The sequence below is a fragment of the Streptomyces sp. NPDC005794 genome (assembly GCF_042871445.1).
Taxonomy (GTDB): domain Bacteria; phylum Actinomycetota; class Actinomycetes; order Streptomycetales; family Streptomycetaceae; genus Streptomyces.
This window is the reverse complement of record NZ_JBIAIN010000001.1, coordinates 353550-373833: the sequence shown is the minus strand read 5'-3', so window position 1 is coordinate 373833 and position 20284 is coordinate 353550. Positions and strand designations below refer to the sequence as shown.

19 protein-coding genes are annotated in these 20284 nt (G+C 71.9%); 6 read left to right on the top strand and 13 right to left on the bottom strand.

Annotated features, from left to right (window positions below; translation table 11 throughout):
* The first annotated feature begins 74 nt into the window (after nt 1–74).
* Both ACFYQ5_RS01755 and ACFYQ5_RS01750 read left to right on the top strand, forming a co-directional pair.
* Nucleotides 75–1955, top strand: a complete 1881-nt coding sequence (locus tag ACFYQ5_RS01755; RefSeq protein ID WP_389191560.1) for a S9 family peptidase — start codon at nt 75–77, stop codon at nt 1953–1955.
* Between the two features lie 62 nt (nt 1956–2017).
* The gene (locus tag ACFYQ5_RS01750) at nt 2018–2797 is read left to right on the top strand and encodes an SURF1 family protein (RefSeq protein ID WP_389191557.1); all 780 of its coding nucleotides are present in this window, start codon (nt 2018–2020) and stop codon (nt 2795–2797) included.
* A gap of 126 nt (nt 2798–2923) precedes the next feature.
* On the opposite strand, the gene ACFYQ5_RS01745 is transcribed toward ACFYQ5_RS01750, so the two are convergent.
* The 7 genes from ACFYQ5_RS01745 to ACFYQ5_RS01715 form a co-directional block, all read right to left on the bottom strand.
* Complete coding sequence (locus tag ACFYQ5_RS01745) at nt 2924–4324, bottom strand: hypothetical protein (protein WP_389191554.1); 1401 nt, start codon at nt 4322–4324, stop codon at nt 2924–2926.
* Nucleotides 4321–4896 (bottom strand): SigE family RNA polymerase sigma factor, encoded by a 576-nt coding sequence (locus tag ACFYQ5_RS01740; RefSeq protein WP_389191551.1) that lies wholly within the window; start codon nt 4894–4896, stop codon nt 4321–4323. Before ACFYQ5_RS01740 ends, ACFYQ5_RS01745 begins: the two co-directional genes overlap by 4 nt.
* A gap of 358 nt (nt 4897–5254) precedes the next feature.
* Nucleotides 5255–6319 (bottom strand): aspartate-semialdehyde dehydrogenase, encoded by a 1065-nt coding sequence (locus tag ACFYQ5_RS01735; RefSeq protein WP_389191549.1) that lies wholly within the window; start codon nt 6317–6319, stop codon nt 5255–5257.
* Nucleotides 6316–7587, bottom strand: a complete 1272-nt coding sequence (locus ACFYQ5_RS01730; RefSeq protein WP_359476845.1) for an aspartate kinase — start codon at nt 7585–7587, stop codon at nt 6316–6318. The genes ACFYQ5_RS01735 and ACFYQ5_RS01730 overlap by 4 nt, the downstream gene beginning before the upstream one ends.
* Before the next feature lie 230 nt (nt 7588–7817).
* The gene (locus ACFYQ5_RS01725) at nt 7818–8477 is read right to left on the bottom strand and encodes a DUF5063 domain-containing protein (RefSeq protein ID WP_389191546.1); all 660 of its coding nucleotides are present in this window, start codon (nt 8475–8477) and stop codon (nt 7818–7820) included.
* 83 nt (nt 8478–8560) lie between these two features.
* Entirely contained in the window at nt 8561–9160 is a 600-nt protein-coding gene (gene recR / locus ACFYQ5_RS01720) for a recombination mediator RecR (protein WP_031090791.1), read from the bottom strand.
* Between the two features lie 60 nt (nt 9161–9220).
* Nucleotides 9221–9556, bottom strand: a complete 336-nt coding sequence (locus ACFYQ5_RS01715) for a YbaB/EbfC family nucleoid-associated protein (protein WP_362546522.1) — start codon at nt 9554–9556, stop codon at nt 9221–9223.
* A gap of 359 nt (nt 9557–9915) precedes the next feature.
* Between ACFYQ5_RS01715 and ACFYQ5_RS01710 the strand changes: the two genes are divergently transcribed.
* Complete coding sequence (locus tag ACFYQ5_RS01710) at nt 9916–10704, top strand: SLATT domain-containing protein (RefSeq protein ID WP_389191544.1); 789 nt, start codon at nt 9916–9918, stop codon at nt 10702–10704.
* 56 nt (nt 10705–10760) lie between these two features.
* Here ACFYQ5_RS01710 and ACFYQ5_RS01705 read toward each other — a convergent pair whose 3' ends face one another.
* From ACFYQ5_RS01705 to ACFYQ5_RS01695, 3 genes are all read right to left on the bottom strand, one after another.
* A complete protein-coding gene (locus tag ACFYQ5_RS01705) occupies nt 10761–11411 on the bottom strand; it encodes a hypothetical protein (protein WP_389191541.1) in 651 nt (216 codons plus the stop codon).
* A 109-nt stretch (nt 11412–11520) separates the two neighbouring features.
* Nucleotides 11521–12234: a GntR family transcriptional regulator gene (locus tag ACFYQ5_RS01700; protein WP_389191538.1), complete on the bottom strand. Its 714-nt coding sequence runs from the start codon at nt 12232–12234 to the stop codon at nt 11521–11523.
* Between the two features lie 91 nt (nt 12235–12325).
* On the bottom strand, nt 12326–13699 hold the full coding sequence (locus tag ACFYQ5_RS01695) for an aspartate aminotransferase family protein (RefSeq protein WP_389191536.1): 1374 nt from the start codon (nt 13697–13699) through the stop codon (nt 12326–12328).
* A 175-nt stretch (nt 13700–13874) separates the two neighbouring features.
* Here ACFYQ5_RS01695 and ACFYQ5_RS01690 point away from each other — a divergent pair, with 175 nt between their 5' ends.
* The 3 genes from ACFYQ5_RS01690 (at nt 13875) to ACFYQ5_RS01680 (ending at nt 16778) form a co-directional block, all read left to right on the top strand.
* On the top strand, nt 13875–14486 hold the full coding sequence (locus tag ACFYQ5_RS01690; protein ID WP_389191533.1) for a DJ-1/PfpI family protein: 612 nt from the start codon (nt 13875–13877) through the stop codon (nt 14484–14486).
* Nucleotides 14483–14986 carry a MarR family winged helix-turn-helix transcriptional regulator gene (locus ACFYQ5_RS01685; RefSeq protein WP_389191531.1) on the top strand — a complete coding sequence of 168 codons (504 nt, stop codon included), beginning with the start codon at nt 14483–14485 and terminating at the stop codon, nt 14984–14986. The genes ACFYQ5_RS01690 and ACFYQ5_RS01685 overlap by 4 nt, the downstream gene beginning before the upstream one ends.
* A gap of 73 nt (nt 14987–15059) precedes the next feature.
* Entirely contained in the window at nt 15060–16778 is a 1719-nt protein-coding gene (locus tag ACFYQ5_RS01680) for a serine/threonine-protein kinase (protein ID WP_389191528.1), read from the top strand.
* Between the two features lie 34 nt (nt 16779–16812).
* On the opposite strand, the gene ACFYQ5_RS01675 is transcribed toward ACFYQ5_RS01680, so the two are convergent.
* The 3 genes from ACFYQ5_RS01675 to ACFYQ5_RS01665 form a co-directional block, all read right to left on the bottom strand.
* Complete coding sequence (locus tag ACFYQ5_RS01675; protein ID WP_389191953.1) at nt 16813–18270, bottom strand: helix-turn-helix domain-containing protein; 1458 nt, start codon at nt 18268–18270, stop codon at nt 16813–16815.
* Nucleotides 18271–18657: 387 nt separating this feature from the next.
* Complete coding sequence (locus ACFYQ5_RS01670; protein WP_389191524.1) at nt 18658–19149, bottom strand: hypothetical protein; 492 nt, start codon at nt 19147–19149, stop codon at nt 18658–18660.
* 98 nt (nt 19150–19247) lie between these two features.
* The gene (locus tag ACFYQ5_RS01665) at nt 19248–20141 is read right to left on the bottom strand and encodes a glycoside hydrolase family 19 protein (protein ID WP_389191521.1); all 894 of its coding nucleotides are present in this window, start codon (nt 20139–20141) and stop codon (nt 19248–19250) included.
* Nucleotides 20142–20284 lie beyond the last annotated feature (143 nt).

Genomic DNA, 20284 nt, shown 5'->3' with positions numbered 1-20284 from the left:
ACAGGCTGGGCGTGCGTGCGAACAGTTATCCACAGGCTGCCCGGTGGTGGGCCCCATCGGGTTTGATGGGGGTCATGAGCGACACACAGAACGACGCGTCCGTATCGGAGCGGGAGCAGGAACCGCCGCGGTGGGAGCAGCGGTTCCGCGCCGCGCGGGTGTCCCTGCCCGACTGGGCCGAGGACGCCCCCGACCGCGCGCTCTTCGTCTCCAACGCCACCGGGACGTACGAGCTGTACGCGTGGGACCGGGCGACCGGGAAGCAGCGCCAGGTCACGGACCGGCCCAACGGGACGACCGACGGGGCCCTGACGCCGGACGGCGGGGCTGTCTGGTGGTTCGCCGACACCGACGGCGACGAGTTCGGCGTGTGGATGCGGCAGCCCTTCGACGGTGGTGCGGACGAGCCGGCCACGCCCGGTCTGGAGCCCTCCTACCCGGCCGGGCTCGCGATCGGCCGTGACGGCTCGGCGGTGGTCGGCCGCTCGACGGACGAGGACGGCACGACCGTCCATCTGGTGCGCGCCGGGGCGGAGCCGGTCGAGATCTACCGGCACCGGGAGTCCGCCGGGGTCGGTGACCTCTCCCACGACGGGACGCTGATCGCCCTGGAGCACACGGAGCACGGCGACGCGATGCACTCCGCTCTGCGGGTGGTGCGCCCCGACGGATCGACGGTCGCCGAGCTGGACGACACCGAGGGCGGCACGAAGGAGCTGGGCCTGTCGGTACTGGGCTTCGCCCCGGTGACCGGCGACACCCGGCTGCTGATCGGGCATCAGCGACGCGGCCGGTGGGAGCCGATGATCTGGGACCCGGTGGCGGGGACGCAGACGGACCTGCCGGTCGATCTGCCCGGCGACGTGGGCGCGGAGTGGTATCCGGACGGGTCCGCGTTGCTGATCGAGCACAGCTTCGAGGCCCGCAGCGAGCTGTGGCGGTACGAACCGGGCGCCGCGGGACCGGTGCGGGTCGAGACGCCCTCCGGGACGGTCTCGGGCGCCACGGCCCGTCCGGACGGCACCGTGGAGTATCTGTGGTCGTCGGCCGCCCAGCCGCCGGCCGTGCGGTCCACGACGGGCTCCGTCGTGCTCGACCCACCGGGTGCGAAGGCACCGGCCTCGGTGCCGGTGCGGGACGCCTGGGTCGACGGCCCCGGCGGGCGCGTCCACGCCCTGGTGCAGACCCCGGCCACCGGTGACGGCCCGTTCCCCACGGTCTTCGAGATTCACGGGGGCCCCACCTGGCACGACAGCGACGCCTTCGCGTCGGGGCCCGCCGCGTGGGTGGACCACGGTTTCGCCGTCGTGCGGGTCAACTACCGCGGTTCCACGGGCTACGGCCGCGCCTGGACGGACGCGCTCAAACACCGGGTCGGGCTGATCGAGCTGGAGGACATCGCGGCCGTCCGGGAGTGGGCGGTGAAGTCAGGGCTCGCTGATCCCGAGCGGCTGGTGCTGGCCGGTGGCTCGTGGGGTGGCTATCTGACCCTGCTCGGGCTCGGTACGCAGCCGGATGTCTGGGCCCTCGGGCTGGCGGCGGTCCCCGTCGCCGACTACGTGACCGCCTATCACGACGAGATGGAAGCGCTGAAGGCGATGGACCGCACGCTGCTGGGCGGGACACCGGAGGAGGTGCCCGAGCGCTTCGAGGCCTCGTCCCCGCTGACCTATGTGGACGCCGTGCGCGCCCCGGTCTACATCTCCGCCGGCGTCAACGATCCGCGCTGCCCGATCCGGCAGGTGGAGAACTACGTGGACCGCCTCGCGGCCCGTGGCGCCGTCCACGAGGTGTACCGCTACGACGCGGGGCACGGCTCGCTGGTCGTGGAGGAGCGGATCAAGCAGGTGCGGCTGGAGCTGGACTTCGCGCTGCGCCACCTCGGACGGGCAGAGGGCGGGGGCCGGGAGGAAGGACGGGTGAAAGAGCGAGGGACGGAACGGCCGACGGCATAAGGTCCGGATAAATGGTGCACCCCGCCCCGGGGGCCCGGAGCGGGGAACCGTACCGTGGAGGGGTGTACCGGTTCCTGCTGACCCCGCGGTGGTGGGGGATCAACCTCTTCGTCGTGCTGGCCATCCCGTTCTGTGTGTTCATGGGCACGTGGCAGCTCGGCCGTTTCGAGGACCGCGTGCAGACGCACGAGGAGGCTGAGGAGCGCCCCGATCCGGGCACCCGCTCCCCTGAGCCGCTCGACGAGCTGCTCCCCGTGAGCACGGAGACCTCAGGACGCCCAGCCGTGGCGACGGGGACGTACGCCGACCAGTTCCTGGTCCCCGGCCGCACGCTGGACGACCGTGACGGCTTCTACGTGCTGGATCTGCTGCGCACCGACGGCGGCAAGGCACTGCCCGTCGTACGGGGCTGGCTGGCGGGCACCCCGGGAAGCACCGAGGTTCCCCCGGCGCCGGCCGGCCAGGTCACCGTGACCGGCGATCTGCAGGCCTCCGAGAACAGCGGCACCACCGGCGTCGACCTCAGTGGCGGGCTTCCCGAGGGCCAGCTCGGCATGATCAGCGCGGCGTCCCTGGTGAACCTCGTCCCGTACGACGTGTACGACGCCTGGGTGACCCTCCCCGAGCCGGAGGCGGGCGGCACGGGCGGCGGGATGAAGCCTGTGCCCGCGGCGGCCGCGCAGGGCAGCGGGCTCGATCTGAAGGCCTTCCAGAACCTCGGCTACACCGGCGAGTGGTTCGTCTTCGGCGGCTTCGTGCTCTTCATGTGGTTCCGGCTGGTGCGCCGCGAGGCGGAGGCCGCCCGCGACGTGCAGCTGGGGCTCGCGGCCGACGCCGACTGACGGGTCGATCCCCGCGACGGGGACGCAGCTGTCATGGGCAGGGGCCCTCCGGAACCTGAGAGTTCCGGAGGGCCCCTGCCCATGACAGCGGTCCGGATCCGTCGCGTAGCCGGATCCGGATCCTTGCTACGAGGCGTCCAGTACGCCCGTGCGGTAGATCGTGCCGGCACACGCGTTGGCGATCGTGGTCGCCGCGGTCGGCGCACCCGCCTCCGGGGTGTGCGTGACCGCGATGCTGCCGTCCGCCGGGCCCTCGTCCGCACTGCCGAACTGCGCCGCGGTGTCCGTCGTCCCCGCCGCAGCATCCGTGCCCTCGGCTGCGCCGCCGCCTCCGCCGCCGCCCCCGTCACCGTCCGTGGGCGTCGGGCTGGGCGAACTGCCGGTGGTCGGACAGGTGTCCGACGGCACCCATGCGAAGCGCACCTCGTACGTCATCGTCGGCTTCAGAAGCACGGTCCCCGGCTCGAGGGACGGATCGGGCAGCCCGGCCGCCGGGTCGCCCGCGGTGTGCTGCACCACGGTGATCTTCAGCGGGTCGGCGGCGCCCGCCGCCTCGAAGCCGACCGTGCCGTTACTGGTGACCGAGCAGACGTCACCCGAGACGTTGGCGATCCTGAAGGTCCCGTACACCGTGCCGTCCGCGCCGGCCGCACCCGCGTCGGCGGAGGCGACCCCGAGCTGGTCGGGCTCGCAGGCCGTGCGGGCCGCCGCGGCGGAGCCCGGGGGGGCGTCCGGGCCCGCGGACCCGCTCTTCTCGGCATCCGGGCCCGACCCCCGCGTCGGGGTCATGGAGTTGTCGGTCTCGCCCTCGGCTCCCTCGTTCTGACGGTCCGCCGGGCCTGCCGTCCGTCCGCCGTCGGATTCGGCACCGGCGTCCTCACCGCTGCCTCCCTGGGCCTGCTGGCCGTGGCCGGCGATGGCGGGGTTCGCGGTGGCCGAGCCGTCCGAATTCGCCACATGGACGAAAGCGGGTACCGCCGTCCCGATCAGCAGTGCCGCGGCCGCGGCGCCCACCACGCCCTGGCGCCGCCGGGCGCGACGGGCGGGCACCGCGCGGTGCAGATGGCCGAGGGTGCCGTCGGAGGGCTCGAGACCCTGGACGGCGTCCTGCAGCATGCGGCGCAGCGCGTCCTCGTCCTTGCCTTCACCACCGGAGCCGAAGAGGTCGCCGGAGCCTCCGGAGGCACCGCCGTCTCCGCCGCCGCTTCCTTCTCCGCCGCCGCCGAAGAGCGCGGTCAGCGTGCCGCCACCGCCGACCCCGGCGTCATGACCGCCCGAGCCACGACCGGCCGCGCCGTCACCAGCCGCGCCGTCACCGCCCGCATCGTCACCGCCCGCGTCGTCACCGCCCGCAGCCGCGTCCGGGGCGGCGGGCCCTGCGGCGGTTTCCGCGCCGTCGACCGCCTCGGCGTCCTGCTTCCGTTCACCGTCCTGCTCCGGATCGGTGTGCGGGATGTCCTCCGGCCCTTGGTTCACAATTCCGTTTCCAGTCCGGTCATCGTCGTGCCTGTGCTCGCGCCCGCTCATGCCTGCGCCTCCATCACGACACGCAGTGCCGCGATGCCCCGGGAGCCGTACGCCTTCACCGAACCGAGCGATATCCCCAGCGTCTCCGCGACCTGGGCCTCCGTCATGTCCGAGAAATAGCGGAGCACCAGCACCTCGCGCTGGCGACGCTGAAGCCCCTTCATCGCCTTGATCAGCGCGTCCCGCTCCAGTTGGTCGTACGCGCCCTCCTCCGCGCTCGCCATGTCGGGCATCGGCTTGGAGAGGAGCTTCAGCCCGAGGATGCGCCGACGCAGCGCGGAGCGGGACAGGTTGACCACGGTCTGGCGGAGATACGCGAGCGTCTTCTCCGGATCGCGCACCCGGTTCCGCGCCGAGTGCACCCGGATGAACGCCTCCTGCACGACGTCCTCGCAGGACGCCGTGTCGTCCAGCAGGAGTGCCGCGAGGCCCAGCAGCGACCGGTAGTGGGCGCGGTAGGTCTCGGTGAGATGGTCGACCGTCGTTCCTGCCGCCACCGTCTCCTCAGCGCCCTCGCGCTGCGAGGGCAGCCGGGCGGGGCGCGCAGCGGGCATGGGCGCAATCACCGGCATACCGCCGGGTGCGCGGGGCCGCCGGAGCGGACGCACCGAAGCGCCTCGCAACGGGCCCACCACTGTGATGTCGAGAACCTCTGCCACGCCAGTTGGACAAGCTTCCCCCCGTCAGGGTTGTACGCGTACGGCACCGCGTTCGATGCTGTGCGACATGCCCTCATTCGTACCTGCTCTTCCCCAAATGCCCCGTAAACAGATCCAGCCACGCAAGAAGTGACGACATAGACGCGTCGCATCCGCCCAGCGGTTGCGGAGACCAGGAAATCATCGTCGGACATGGCAACGCCCCAGCTCAAGAGGTAGAGACTGGCAACTTACCCACAGGGCGCACACAGATCCTACAAAACAAGTTCGATCAGGTACGAGGAAATTCTCCGGCCACCGACTCGGCGATCTGGGCCACATTGAGAGCCGCGCCTTTTCGGAGATTATCGCCGCAGACGAACATCTCGATGGCCTGTGGATCGTCCATCGACTGCCGCACCCTGCCCACCCAGGTCGGGTCGGTGCCCACCACGTCGGACGGCGTGGGGAAGTCGCCGGCCGCCGGACTGTCGAAGAGCACCACCCCCGGCGCGGTCGCCAGGACCTCGTGCGCCCGGGCCACGGACACCTCGTTCTCGAAGCGGGCGTGCACGGACATGGAGTGCGTCGCGACGACGGGTACGTACACACAGGTCGCCGTCACCTTCAGGCCCGGCAGGCCCAGGACCTTCCGGCACTCCTCGCGGATCGCCAGCTCCTCGGACGACCATCCGTCCCCGGCGTCGGTCCCGGCCCACGGCACCACGTTGAGGGCCACCGGGGCGGCGAACGGGCTCTTGTCCCCGTCGCCCAGCGCCCGCCGTACGTCCCCGGGGCGTGTGCCCAGCTCCGTTCCCGCCACCAGGGCGAGCTGCTCGCGGAGCACGGCGACACCGTCCCGGCCCGCACCGCTCACCGCCTGGTAGGACGAGACGATCAGCTCCCGCAGCCCGAACTCCGCGTGCAGCGCGCCGACCGCGACGATCAGCGACAGTGTCGTGCAGTTCGGGGACGCGACGATGCCGCGCGGCCTCAGCCGCGCGGCATGGGGATTGATCTCGGGGACGACCAGGGGCACGTCGTCGTCCAGGCGGAAGGCCGCCGAGTCGTCCACGACCACGGCACCCTTGGCGGCGGCGACCGGCCCCCACTGCGCGGACACCTCGTCCGGCAGCAGGAACAGGGCGACGTCCACCCCGTCGAACACGTCCTCGGAAAGCGCGAGGACCTCGCTCTCCTCACCACGTACGACCAGCTTGGTGCCGGCCGCGCGCGGGGAGGCGATCAGTCTGACCTCGCCCCAGACGTCCTCGTGCTGCGAAAGGATCTGGAGCATGACGCCGCCGATCGCCCCGGTCGCACCGACGACCGCGAGCGAAGGGCGGCGTCCTGTCATCGGCCGGTGCCCCCGTAGACGACGGCCTCGTCGGAGTCGCTGTCGAGGCCGAAGGCGGTGTGCACGGCGCGCACGGCCTCGTTGACGTCGTCGACACGGGTGACCACGGAGATGCGGATCTCGGACGTCGAGATGAGCTCGATGTTCACACCGACGTTCGACAGCGCCTCGAAGAAGCCCGCGGTGACGCCGGGGTTGGTCTTCATGCCCGCGCCGACGAGGGAGATCTTGGCGATCTGGTCGTCGTAGCGCAGCGACTCGAAGCCTATGCCGGCACGGTTGCGCTCCAGGGCGTCGATGGCCTTGCGGCCCTCCGCCTTGGGCAGGGTGAACGTGATGTCCGTGAGACCGGTCGAGGCGGCGGAGACGTTCTGCACCACCATGTCCATGTTGATCTCGGCGTCCGCGATGGCGCGGAAGATCGCGGCGGCCTCACCCGGCTTGTCGGGTACGCCGACGACCGTGACCTTGGCCTCGGAGACGTCGTGGGCGACTCCGGAGATGATGGCGTGCTCCACCTGCTGGTCCCCTTGCGGCTCGTTGCTGACCCAGGTGCCGCGCAGTCCGGAGAAGGACGAGCGGACATGGATCGGGATGTTGTAACGGCGTGCGTACTCGACGCAGCGGTGCAGCAGCACCTTGGAGCCGGACGCCGCCAGCTCCAGCATGTCCTCGAAGGAGATCCAGTCGATCTTCCGGGCCTTCTTCACGACCCGGGGGTCGGCGGTGAAGACACCGTCCACATCGGTGTAGATCTCACAGACCTCCGCGTCCAGCGCGGCGGCCAGCGCGACGGCGGTCGTGTCCGAGCCGCCGCGACCGAGGGTCGTGATGTTCTTGCCCTCCTGGCTCACACCCTGGAACCCGGCGACGATGGCGATGTTGCCCTCGTCGATGGAGGTCCGGATACGGCCCGGCGTGACATCGATGATGCGCGCTTTGTTGTGGACCGAGTCGGTGATGACACCGGCCTGGCTGCCCGTGAACGACTGGGCCTCGTGGCCCAGGTTCTTGATCGCCATCGCCAGCAGGGCCATGGAGATCCGCTCTCCGGCGGTCAGCAGCATGTCGAACTCACGCCCGGCAGGCATCGGGGATACCTGCTCGGCGAGATCGATCAACTCGTCCGTCGTGTCGCCCATCGCGGACACCACGACAACCACCTGGTTGCCGTTCTTCTTGGCGTCGACGACTCGCTTGGCAACACGCTTGATGCCTTCGGCATCGGCTACGGAGGAGCCTCCGTACTTCTGCACGACAAGGCCCACGTGCGCTCCTCGCTCAATAATGGTGCGGTCGGCTCAGTTTAACGAGCAGTCCGGAATCGACCCATCGATACCGGATGGTGAGATGTCCCGCCCACCACCTGGTACCGCCCGGCGATCCGAACTGCTCGTACCGGGCTGTTGCCCGCTTCCCCGTCCCGCACGCCTCTTTGTGTCCCAGGACACAGCAGGAGCAGAGGCCGCGGAAGCCCTGCACGCCCCGGAGCGGGCCGCTACAGGACCGGCCGCAGGCCCAGCGGTCCCGCGATCTCCTCGGCCATCACACGCCCCGCCTCCTCGGCCAGATCCCCTTCGCCCGGGTCCTGGTCCGTGTCCAGGCCGTCGAGCTCCTGGAGCGGCTGGTTCAGCCGGATGTGGGCGATCAGCGACTGGAGCGCGCGCAGGGCCGCCGACGCGGTGGAGCCCCAGTTGGAGAAGTACGAGAACTGCCACCACCACATGGCCTCCGCCGTGCGGTCCGCCTCGTAGTGCGCGAGGCCGTGGCCGAGGTCCGTGACCAGGTCGGCCAGATCGTCGGAGATGCGGTGGGGCACGGGGGGCTTGCGGGGCTCGTACGGGTCGAAGACCTCGGAGTAGACGTCGATGGGCTCCAGGAGCTCCGCGAAGCGCTCACGCAGACCGTCGGCGTCCGGTTCGGCGCCCAGGTCCGGCTCGTAGCGCTCGTCCGGGAGGATGTCCTCGTACGCGCCGAGCCTCCCGCCGGCCAGCAGGAGCTGGGAGACCTGGAGGAGCAGGACCGGGACGGCCTCCTCGGGCTCCTCGGCCTTGGAGACCTCGGTGACCGCGACGATGAAGGTCTTGATCTGGTCCGCGATCTGGACGGCGAAGTCGTCCGGATCCTGCGTGACGGAGTTCAGCGTGGCGTCAGACATCGAGGGGACCTCCCGTGGGCACGGTTGCGAACGGTGGGTAGAACATAGCGCCGCCGCGCAGGAAGCCACGGCCGGACTCCGGGTCACACATCGAGCAGCCGCCTTCCCTCGAAGGCACGGCCGAGGGTGACCTCGTCCGCGTACTCGAGGTCGCCGCCCACGGGCAGTCCGCTGGCCAGCCGCGTGACCCGCAGGCCCATCGGCTTGACCATCCGGGCCAGGTACGTCGCGGTGGCCTCGCCCTCCAGATTGGGGTCCGTCGCCAGGATCAGCTCCGTGATGGAGCCGTCGGCGAGCCGGGCCAGCAGCTCCCTGATGCGCAGATCGTCGGGGCCGACGCCCTCGATCGGGCTGATCGCACCGCCGAGCACGTGGTAGCGGCCCCGGAATTCACGGGTCCGCTCGATCGCCACGACGTCCTTGGGCTCCTCGACCACGCAGATGACCGTCCGGTCACGGCGCGCGTCCCGGCAGATGCCGCACTGCTCCTGCTGGGCGACGTTGCCGCAGATCTCGCAGAAGCGGACCTTGTCCTTGACCTCGAGAAGGGCGTGTGCGAGCCGGCGTACGTCGGTGGGCTCGGCCTGCAGGATGTGGAAGGCGATCCGCTGCGCGCTCTTGGGACCGACGCCCGGCAGCCTGCCCAGCTCGTCGATCAGCTCCTGAACCACGCCTTCGTACAACGGAACGCCTTTCCTTTTCCTGCTCGCACCGTATCCGGTACGCCTGGGTAGCTACAGGGGTCAGAACGGAAGACCCGGCATGCCGCCGAGACCCTGGGCCAGCGGGCCGAGCTTCTGCTGCTGGAGCTGCTGCGCGTTCTCGTTCGCCGCCTGGACAGCGGCGACCACGAGATCGGCGAGCGTCTCGGTGTCCTCCGGGTCCACCGCGCCGGGATCGATCACCAGGCCGCGGAGCTCTCCGGACCCGGTCACGGTGGCCTTCACGAGACCACCGCCCGCCTGTCCCTCGACCTCGGTCCTGGCCAGCTCCTCCTGGGCCACGGCAAGATCCTGCTGCATCTTCTGGGCCTGCTGGAGCAGCTGCTGCATGTTGGGCTGGCCACCACCGGGAATCACGGTCACTCCTGGCATTTCGACGACAGATGTTTCGGTACGCCGAGCCTACGTGTTCACCGGACGCCACGCCCCACCCGCCGGGGACCAACTCTTTCGGGTGAGTTCCGAGAAGTCCCTGCCGTGCTCCTATACCTGACCAGAAGCCGTGCCCATCCGGGAATCCCGCGATTCCGACCCCGCGGCCCACCATTCGGCGGTAGGAAGGGCATGCGTACCCGTACCCCTGCGCACCGCGAGGGTAACGCAGAGTTACAGGGGCGGGGGATCCGGACACCTGCCGGTACCCGCCCCTTCCGTGACCGAAACCATGCCGATCCGCGTCGATACGCGCCGAACGCAGAGTGCAGAGGAGTGCCCCGGTGAGTCAGCCGGAGATGCAGCCCGAAGGGCCGCCCCGCAAGGAGTCCGGCGCGGGATCCGGTGCAGGCACCGGAACCGAACGGTCCGGTTCGCGCTACGGTTCGAGCCCTCGGGACCTGACCGGCCGCGCCTTCCCCCTCGGGGACTGGGGCGAACCCGCCGAACGGCTCGACGAGCTCTACCGATGGGTCGAGGCCGGCGCCCTGGAGACCGCCGACTGGTATCTGCGTGACCGGGTCCGCAAGCGGCGCACGGCCAGACTGCTCCGGCTCGGCACGGCGGCGGGAGTGGTCGCGGGCGCGGCCCTCCCGCTGCTCGATCTGACCGGGCAGCTGCACGGGTCGGCCGGCTGGGGCTACCTGTCGCTGCTGCTGGGCGCCGCGTGCATGGCGTGCGACCGGTACTTCGGCCTGACCTCCGGCTGGATAAGGAATCTCGCGACGGCACAGGCCGTACAGCGGCGCCTGCAGGTGCTGCAGTTCGACTGGTCCTCCGAGTGCGTCCGGGAGGTGCTCGGACCGACGGAGGGCACCGCCAGCGAGGCCGCGGAGCGGTGCCTGGGGGTGCTGCGCCGGTTCTCGGAGGACATCACCGAGCTGGTCCGCATGGAGACGGCGGACTGGATGGTGGAGTTCCGGGCCGGGCCCGCGCCCATGGGGATGCAGTCACTGGTGTCGGGCGGACCCGGCGGCCGCCCCGAGCCCGGGGCAGCACCCGGCCGGCTCACCATGCCGGCGGTGACCCGGCCGAACATGCCGCGCCAGCGCCCGCCGGAGCCGCCCCGCTGAATCCGGTGGCCGCCCCGCCGCACGAGCGGGACGGCCGCCGGCCGGCCGACGCGGGGTCAGCTGAAGATGATCATCGAGCCCTGCGCGAGGCTGCGGGTGGCCGCCGCGTGCAGGCCCAGCCAGACGTGCCGCTCCCGGGCGAAGGGGTGCTCGTCGTACGGGACCGGGGCGGCCGGTTCCTCCAGCGAGGTCGGGCCGGCGGGCGGGAGAGGGGCTGCCGGCGGGTTGGCCGGGTCGATGCCGAGGGACGGGGCGACGAACTCCAGCTCCCGCAGCAGCCCGTGGGAGGAGCCCAACGGGCCGCCGCCTTCCAGGAGCTGGTCGCCGGAGAGCGGACGGGAGAAGTCCACCGGAACGTACGCTCCGGAGTGGTCGTAGTGCCAGACCAGGTGCGACTCCTGCGCGCTCTGCTCGAACATCTCCAGCAACTGCTCGTAGTCCCCGCCCAGGGCGTCGACGGGTGTGACGGCGAGACCGCTCAGCTGGAGCAGATAGGCGCGGCGCAGGAAGTGCAGGGCGTCGTAGTCGAATCCGGCCACCGGGGCGACGTCCCCGGTGAGTCCCGGCATGTAGGCGTAGACGGGCACGGGCGGCAGCCCCGCCTCGGTCAACGCCTTGTCGTAGACGGCGATCTCTTCGGCGAACGGGTTGTCGGGGCTGTGGCACAGCACATCGACGAGGGGGACCAGCCACAGGTCACAGGCCACGAAGTCTCGCTCTCCAACGGGTTCGTGCGATGGTCGGAACAGCGTAATGCGACGGGGACCCCGCGCACAGTGCGCGGGCCGGACCTCGGCCGGAACGACCGGGGACGGCTCAGCCGTGGCCGGGGTGCGGGGGGTTCCCGGCGGCCAGCCGGTCCGCCCAGCTCAGCCCGTGCGCGTAGTGGCCGTCCAGCACCGCGCGTACGGCGGGCCCGTCGGCGGCCGTGATCGCCGCCACCAGCTCCTGGTGTCCGTTCCACAGCCAGTCGCACACGTCGGCGTCCCCGCGCAGGTACGGGACGGCGAACGCCCACACCTGCATGCGCAGCCGCTGGAGGAACTCGTTGATGTAGGTGTTGCCGATGACCGCGCCGAGTTCCCGCCAGAACCGCAGGTCGTAGCCGATGAGGATGTCGAGGTCGCCGCTGCGGGCGGCCCGTGCGGCCTCCTCCGCCCGGCGGCGTACGGAGACGAGGGCGGTCTGATGGGCGCCGATCACGGCGGGCGCCGAACCGGTCCCGTCGAAGATCCCCCGGAACACCCCGTCGATGACCAGGGCACACGCCTCCACCATCGACCGGTAGTCGGCGACGGTGTATTCGCGGACCCGGAAACCGCGGTGCTGGTCGGACTCGAGCAGTCCCTGCGCGGCGAGGTCGACGAGTGCCTCGCGGACCGGCGTCGCGGACACCCCGTACTGCTCGGCGATCTGCTTGACGGTGAACTCGACCCGTGGCCGCAGACGCCCCGCGAGCACCTCGTCACGCAGTGCGTCGGCGATCTGCTGCCGCAGCGTACTGCGGGTCACCCCTCCGCTCGCACCCATGACGCCCCCTCCCGTTCTCGGCTTGGGTCACCATAAGCCAGGGCGTGTGCCCAGTTCCGGGCACGGGGGAGTGCGTCGCGTCCGGCGCCGCCTACACGGTGTGCTCGTCGGCGACCGAGAGGGCCGCGTCCAGGGCCGCGAGGCCCTCCTTCGCCTCGGCCTCGGTGATGTTGCAGGCGGGGACGACGTGGGTGCGGTTCATGTTGATGAAGGGCCAGAGGCCGTTCTTCCTGCAGGCCGCGCCGAAGGCCGCCATCGGGGCGTTGGCCTCGCCGGTCGCGTTGTACGGGACCAGCGGCTCGCGGGTCGCCCTGTCGCGGACCAGCTCCAGCGCCCAGAACGCGCCGAGTCCCCGCACCTCGCCGACGGACGGGTGGCGCTCGGCGAGCGCGCGCAGGCCGGGGCCGAGGATGTGCTCTCCGAGGTGTGCGGCGCTCTCGACGGTCTTCTCCTCCTCCATGACCTTGATCGTGGCGACGGCGGCGGCACAGGCCAGCGGGTGACCGGAGTAGGTGAGTCCGCCGGGGTAGGGGCGGGTCTCGAACGTGGCGGCGATCTCGGCGCTGATGGCGACGCCGCCGAGCGGCACGTAACCGGAGTTGACGCCCTTCGCGAACGTCATCAGGTCCGGCACGACGTCGTGATGGTCGGCGGCGAACCACTTCCCGGTGCGCCCGAAGCCGGCCATCACCTCGTCCAGCACGAACACGATCCCGTACCTGTCGCAGATCTCGCGGACCCCGGCGAGATAGCCGGGAGGCGGCGTCATGATGCCCGCAGTGCCGGGGATCGTCTCCAGGACGACGGCGGCGACGGTCGCCGGGCCCTCGAAGGCGAGCGTGTCCTCCAGGTGCTGGAGCGCGCGGGCGCACTCCTCTGCCTCCGTCTGCGCGTAGAAGGGCGAGCGGTAGAGGAACGGCGCCCAGAAGCGGACGACACCCGCCGAACCGTTGTCGGAGGCCCAGCGGCGGGGGTCCCCGGTGAGGTTGATCGCGGTGGCGGTGGCTCCGTGGTACGAGCGGTAGGCGGAGAGCACCTTCTGGCGTCCGGTGTGCACCCGGGCCATCCGTACGGCGTTCTCGACGGCCTCGGCGCCGCCGTTGGTGAAGAAGATCTTGTCCAGGTCGCCGGGGGTGCGCCCGGCGATCAGGCGGGCCGCCTCGGAGCGCGCCTCGATGGCGAACGCGGGGGCGAACGTGGTGAGTTTCGCGGCCTGTTCCTGGATCGCGGCGACGACGGCGGGGTGCTGGTAGCCGATGTTGGTGAAGACGAGACCGCTGGTGAAGTCCAGGTAGCGGTTTCCGTCGTAGTCCCAGAAGTACGCCCCCTCGGCGCCGGCGACGGCGAGCGGGTCGATCAGGCCCTGGGCGGACCAGGAGTGGAACACGTGCGCGCGGTCGGCGGCCTTCACGGCCGCGCCCGCCGCGGAGTCGACGTACGGGGGGCGAGGGGCATCGGGGCTCATGCGGCGAGCCTAGGCGGCGGCCCGGCCGTCCTCCATGGCCACTGTGTACAGCGCGGGCCGCCCGGCTCGGCAGGGTGTCGGGTCCGGCCCGGAACCGGGCGAACCAATTGACAGCATACTGCCACCATGACAGCCTTCTGTCCTAGGATCCCGTGTTGCGCCACCGGAGGTCATCATGACCGGCACGACCGTCCATCTGGCCGTCTACGACACCTTCGCCGACTGGGAGCCGGGCTTCGCCACCGCCCAGCTCACCCAGCACGGCCACACCGTGCGCACCGTCGGTCTCACCACCGCACCCGTCACCACCATGGGCGGGATGCGCGTCCGGCCCGACCTCGCGCTCGGCGAGCTGGACCCCGGCGACAGCGCGCTGCTGATCCTCACCGGCGCCTCCCTGTGGGACACCGGCGACACGCTCGCCCCCTTCGCCCGTACGGCGCGGGCCTTCCTCGACGCCGGAGTGCCTGTGGCGGCCATCTGCGGGGCGACCGCGGGGCTGGCCCGCGAAGGGCTGCTCGACGACCGCACCCACACGAGCGCGGTGTCGTTCTATCTCGCCGCCACCGGTTACGGGGGCGGCGCGCACTACGCGGAGGCCGACGCGGTGACCGACCCCGGCGGGGCGTCGCGCGGCGCTCTCGTCACGGCGGGGCCGACCGAGCCGGTCGCCTTCGGGCGCGAGATCCTCGGCCTGCTCGGGGTGTTCGAGCCGAAGAAGCTGGACGCCTGGTACCGGCTCTTCCACGACTCGGACGCGAGCGCCTACGAGGTGCTCGAAGGATGAGCGCGGAGAACGCCGGGCCCCCCGGGAGCACCGAGAACCCCGGTCGCTTCAGCCGCACCGCGATCGGGGTGTTCCGGCTCAACGGCCGGTTCCTGTCCGTGGCCGAGGAACTGGCCGGTCCCGTCGGCCTCACGGCGGCCCGGTGGCAGGTCCTCGGCGCGGTCCTGACCGAGCCGCTCCCCGTGTCGGGGATCGCCCGCGCGATGGGTGTCACCCGGCAGAGCGTGCAGCGGATCGCCGATCTGCTGGTGGACCAGGGCCTTGCCGAGTACGTCGCGAACCCGGCCCACCGGCGGGCCAAGCTGCTCCGGCCCAGCGCGGAGGGCCGGGCCGCGGTGAGCCGCATCGACCCTGCCCACAGGGAGTTCGCCGAGCGGCTGGCCCAGGAGCTGGGCGAGGAGGAGTTCGCCCGTACCGTCCAGGTGCTGGAGCGGCTCTCGGCCGCCATGGACATCCTGACGTCCCCCACCGCAGCGCAGCCGGAATCCTCCACGGGCTGAGGGCCGTCGCCGGGGCACGCGCCGCTATTCTCGACCACGGTCCGCAACGGCCGTACGGGGGAGGAAGCGCACCATGGAGAAGCTGGGCTCCGGCGATCCGCAACGCATCGGCACCTACCGCCTGTTGGGCCGCCTCGGCGCCGGCGGAATGGGCCGGGTGTTCCTGGCCCGCTCGGACCGGGGCCGCACCGTCGCCATCAAACTGGTCCGCTCCGAGCTCGCCGCACAGCAGCATTTCCGCGACCGTTTCCGGGCGGAGGTGCAGGCCGCCCGGCGGGTCGGCGGTTCGTGGACCGCTCCGGTGCTCGACGCCGGTGTGGACGCCGCGGTGCCGTGGGTGGCCACCGGTTACGTCGCCGGGCCCTCGCTCCACCGCGTCGTCTCGGGGCGTCCGGGTGCTCCGGTGTCCGACTCCGGGGCGTTCGGTCCGCTCCCTGGGCGCTCCGTCCGCGTTCTGGGTACCGGACTCGCGGGGGCGCTTCAGGACATCCACCGTGCCGGGCTGATCCACCGCGACCTGAAACCGTCCAACGTCCTGTTGACGATCGACGGCCCCCGGGTGATCGACTTCGGTATCGCCCGGGCTCTGGAGGCCGACACCGACGGCGGTCTCACCCGTACCGGCGCGATGATCGGCTCGCCCGGGTTCATGGCGCCCGAGCAGGTGCGGGGCGAGCGTGTGACGACCGCGTGCGACGTGTTCTGCCTCGGCTCCGTGCTGGCGTACGCGGCGACCGGCCGGATGCCGTTCGGTGCGCCGGACAGCGGGATCCACGCGCTGATGTTCCGTATCGCCCAGGAGGATCCGGACCTCACCGGGGTACCCGTCGACCTGTTCGGACTGATCCGGGACTGCCTGGCGAAGGACCCGGCCGCGCGGCCCTCCACGGACACCGTCCTGGAGCGGCTGGGCGATACGGACACGGCGGAGCCGTGGCTGCCGGGTGCGCTGATCGCCGAGCTGGGCCGGCACGCCGTGCAGCTGCTGGATTCCGAGGACCCGGAGGAGGACGGCCGGGGCCGTGCGGAGAGCCCCCGGACCTCCACGGAACAGCCCGCGCCCGCCCGGCCCGCGCCTCCCGCACCCGTACGGCCTCCCGGCGCGGTGCACGGGCTCCCCACCTCGGTCGGCCCGCCCGCACCGGCGCGGCGGCGGACCCCGCCGCCCTCGTACGGCTTCCCGCAACAGTCCGGCCCCGCCCAGGGATACGGCTACGGGCCCACTCCCCCGTACGGCCCGTCCGCGGCCCGTTCCGCCGCGCCCGCGCCCGAGCGCCGCCGTGGGGCGGGCCCCGTCCTGCTGCTGGTCGCCGTCGCGCTGCTCGTCGCGGTGGGAGCGGGCTGGGGGGTCTACGCCTTCATGCGGAACGGGGACGGCGGCCCCACGGCGTCCCCGGGCGGCGCCGGCTCCACCGCGGACGGATCCAGTCCCGACGGCGCCGTCCCGTCCGGCTTCCTGGGCACCTGGTCCGGGATCGTCGACGGCGGCGGATCATCCACCCGCCGACTCGTCGTCCAGCAGGGCGAGGTGGGCGACACCGTGCTGTCCCTCACCGCCGAGGGCCCGCTCGACACGGGCGGCACGTACCGCTGCGTGTTCCAGGCCGACCTGGAGGGCGAGCCCTCCTCCGAGGGGCCCGTCCGCATCGGGCCCTCCCGGGTCACGGAGGGCGAGCCGATGTCCTCGTGCACCCCGGGGGAGCCCACCGCCCTGACACTGCTGCCCGACGGCACCCTGCACCGCGAGATCACGGCGACCGGCAAGAGCCTGACGTACACGAAGACGGGCTGAGCGGCACGGGCTGCGGGGCTGCGGGCGGTTCGGCTCACGCCGCGAGGTCCACCGCCCGGAAGGCGAGCCACAGGTCGTACCGCGCGCTCGGCGTCTGGAGCAGCGAACGGCACAACAGAGCCTCGAGCCGGGTGAGGCGCTTGCGCGCGCCGGGCACGGAGATGCCCAGTTCGGCGGCGGCCGGGCTCAGTTGGGCTTCGCAGCGCAGCCACGTCCGCAGGGTCTCCTCGCCCATGGGACCGGCCTGGGCGATGAGCCGGAGCTGCTGGAGGGCCCAGTCCCGGACACCGGGGGCGCGCAGGACGGCGTCGAGGTCCTCGGACGGCGTGGGGCCCTTCGCGCGGGGTCGGTGGAGCGCCGGGGTGGCCCTGATCCGGAGGGCCAGGTCGACGGTCGCCTGGTCCGCGACCCGGTTCAGGTCCAGGCCGAGGAGTTCGCCGACGAGCTTCAGCCGCGCGGCCAGGGTGTTGCGGTGGATCTTCAGGTGCTGGGTGGCGTGGGAGGAGAACGCGAGCCAGGACGCGACGGTCGCCGACAGCTCCTGGCTGCCCGGGTCCTGCGAGCGGCGCGGCAGATGCGTGAGGAGGGGCGCGAGGAGGGCGTCCGCCCATCGCGCCCCGGCGGCGCCGACGAGCAGCGCGGGCTCCGGGGCGGCGCCGAATCTGGCATGGCGTCCGGGAAGGACGCGGGCGACGGCGAGGGCGTGGAAAGCCTGCTGGTAGGCGATCGCCGTGTCGGGGAGCCGTACTTCCTCGCTGACGCCCACGACGCAGTCGTCCACGAGTCCGGCGACGGCGAGGCCGAGCGTGCGGCCGGCCGAAGGCCCCTCCGCTTCCGCTTCTTCGTCCGCCGGCACGATCAGGATCAGATGACGGGCGTAGACCGGGCAGCGCACGATCCAGGTCCGGCCGCCGGAGACGTCCGTGCAGATCCGGGCCACCTCGTCCCGCTGCCCTCCGGCACACTCGACGACGCAGACGCGTACGGGGTCGGGGAGCTTCGGCCGCAGGGCGCCCGCCACTTGGTGGGCGATGGAGAGCTGGCCCGTCATCAGCAGGTGCAGCACGGCCTCGCGGCCCCGGGACTCCGCGAGGTCCACCCGGCGCCGCTTGCGTTCGACGTTCTCCGACGCCCAGGACAGGGCCAGCGGCATCACCGCGTCGGCCATCAGTGTGCTCAGCGCGTCGGGCAGCGGCTTGGGTGCGACGAGCGCGAGGACCGGGCCCGGTCTCCCGGGCACCCGGTCGAGGGGGAGCAGCAGCGCTACGCACTCGTCGGTGTCGAGGGAGTACGCCCCGGCGCCCCGTGCCGTCAGCTCCCGCACCGCCCGGGCTGCGAGACCGGCCGCCTCGTGGCCCGGCCACCGGATGTTCCCGGCCACGGCCTGGAGCACCGTACCGTCCCCGTCCATGATCCCGGCCCAGCCCTCCGCCCGCCGGGCCAGCCTGCGCAGCAGTTCCGGCGATCCGCCGGTCCGCGCCAGCCGGTACATCAGCAGGACGTCGTCCGCCCGTTCCCGCGCACGCACGTGTCCTCCGCCCCTCCCTGAAACCGGAGTGCAGAGTACCGGTCCGGCTGTGCGGTTTGATACCCGTCGGGGGCCACACCGTGCGAATTGAATCTCCCGGCCCGCCGCCCCGCCCCCCTAGAGTCCCCAGCGTGTTCCGGGACGTTCAGGGAACGTCGGGGGACGTCGGAGCGTCCCGGATCCGGGGCCCGAGGACGTCGGGGGACGTCCGCACGGCACGGCGGCAGCGGCTCACGGGGGTGGTCGCTGTCGTCGGCCCGCGGCGCGCGAATCCTCGACGCACGCGTAGCCGGCGCGGCAGAGCGCGAGCCCTCGGCGCACGTAGCCGCCGCGCGGAGCACGGAGCACCGCTCACCCCGGGAGCGTCGCCGCCTCCCCCACGGCGGCGAGCAGCCAGATCGGGAACTCCGGATCGGCCTGCCCCACCGCGAGACCGAGCCAGCGCGTACCCCCGGGCACACGCCAGACCTGCATGCTGCCCGCCAGGCCGCAGAGCTGCCCCAGCGGTTCCGGAGCGACGTCCGCGCCCTCCTCGTCCCGCTCCAGATACGGCCAGAGGTCGACGGTCTCCGGCTCGCCCCAGCGCTCGCTCAACGCGGTGGCCAGGAGGCTGAATTCGGCCTCGATCTCCTGCTCGGCGGCTTCGCCGAGCTCGGGGGACCGGTCGTCCCAGAAGTCCCGGCTGGCCCGCAGGATCAGCAGGTGGTGTCCGGGGCCGCTGCTGCGTCCGCCGCTGTCCTCCCTCTCCTCCCCCGCCGGGAAGGGCAGGCTGAGGGCACTGTCGATCAGGGCGAGGCGGGCCTCGACGGTCGTGGGCGGGGTGCCGGCGCTGTCCGTGTTCATGGGGGGTGATCCTGCCAACCGCCCGTCCCGGAGAACGAGTCGGGGGCGCGTCCGGCCGTGGCCGGACGCGCCCCCTTCTCCCTGGGGTGGGGCCGGGTTCAGCAGCTCAGGTTCGAGCCGGGTGTGGTGCCCAGGATCTGGACGAACGCCTGGTACTTGTCGATGCGGCTCTGGACCTGGGCGGGGTTGCCGCCGTTGCACTCGATGCTGCCGTTGATGGACCGGATGGTCTCGCCGAAGCCCGCGCCGTTGACGATGGCGTCGTGCGGCGTCATGGTGCCGGGACCCGACTGGGTGTTCCAGTACCAGAGGCCGGTCTTCCAGGCCACGGCCGCGTTCTGTTCCACCTGCCAGGGGTTGCCGAGCAGGTCGATGCCGAGCGCGTCACCGGCGGCCTTGTAGTTGAAGTTCCAGCTGAGCTGGATCGGACCGCGTCCGTAGTAGGCCGCCTGTCCGGCCGGGCAGCCGTAGGGCTGGCTGGTGTCGCAGTAGTGCGGGTAGTTCGCGGTGTTCTGCTCCACGATGTGCACCAGGCCGCCGGTCTCATGGCTGACGTTGGCGAGGAACGCCGCCGCCTCCTGCTTCTTGACCGTGTCGCTGCCGGTGCCGGCGAAACCGGGATAGGCACTCAGGGCCGCGGTGAGGCCGCTGTAGGTGTAGAAGGAATTCCGGCCCGGGAACATCTGGTTGAACTGGGACTCACTCACGACGAAGCCCGAGGGGTTCGGCTCCCCCGGGTCCGTGCCGCCGCCGGAGCCGCAGCTGCCCTGATCGGCCCAGACGTCGGCCGTGCCGGGCCGCTCGTTCTGGGTCCACCACTTCGCGGACCAGTTGTGCCCGCCGTACGAAGCGGATCCGCCGCCCGTGTAGACGGAGGAGGCGCTCCAGGCCGGGGCGCAGGCGGCGGCCGATGCCGTGGAGGCGGGGAGAAAGACGAGCGTGGCGATGACCGCGCCCAGCGCGGCGATCATGCTCATGACACGTTTGGCCACGTGATCACTCCTTCGGCGCGGCGCCCGCGCCGAGCGTGCGCCGCCATGGGGGTGCGACCACTCAAGCGCCGATGGTCTGAACCTGTCAAGGTCTAGACCAGAACTTGCCCCCGGCACCCACCTCTCCAACTCCACCTAGACAC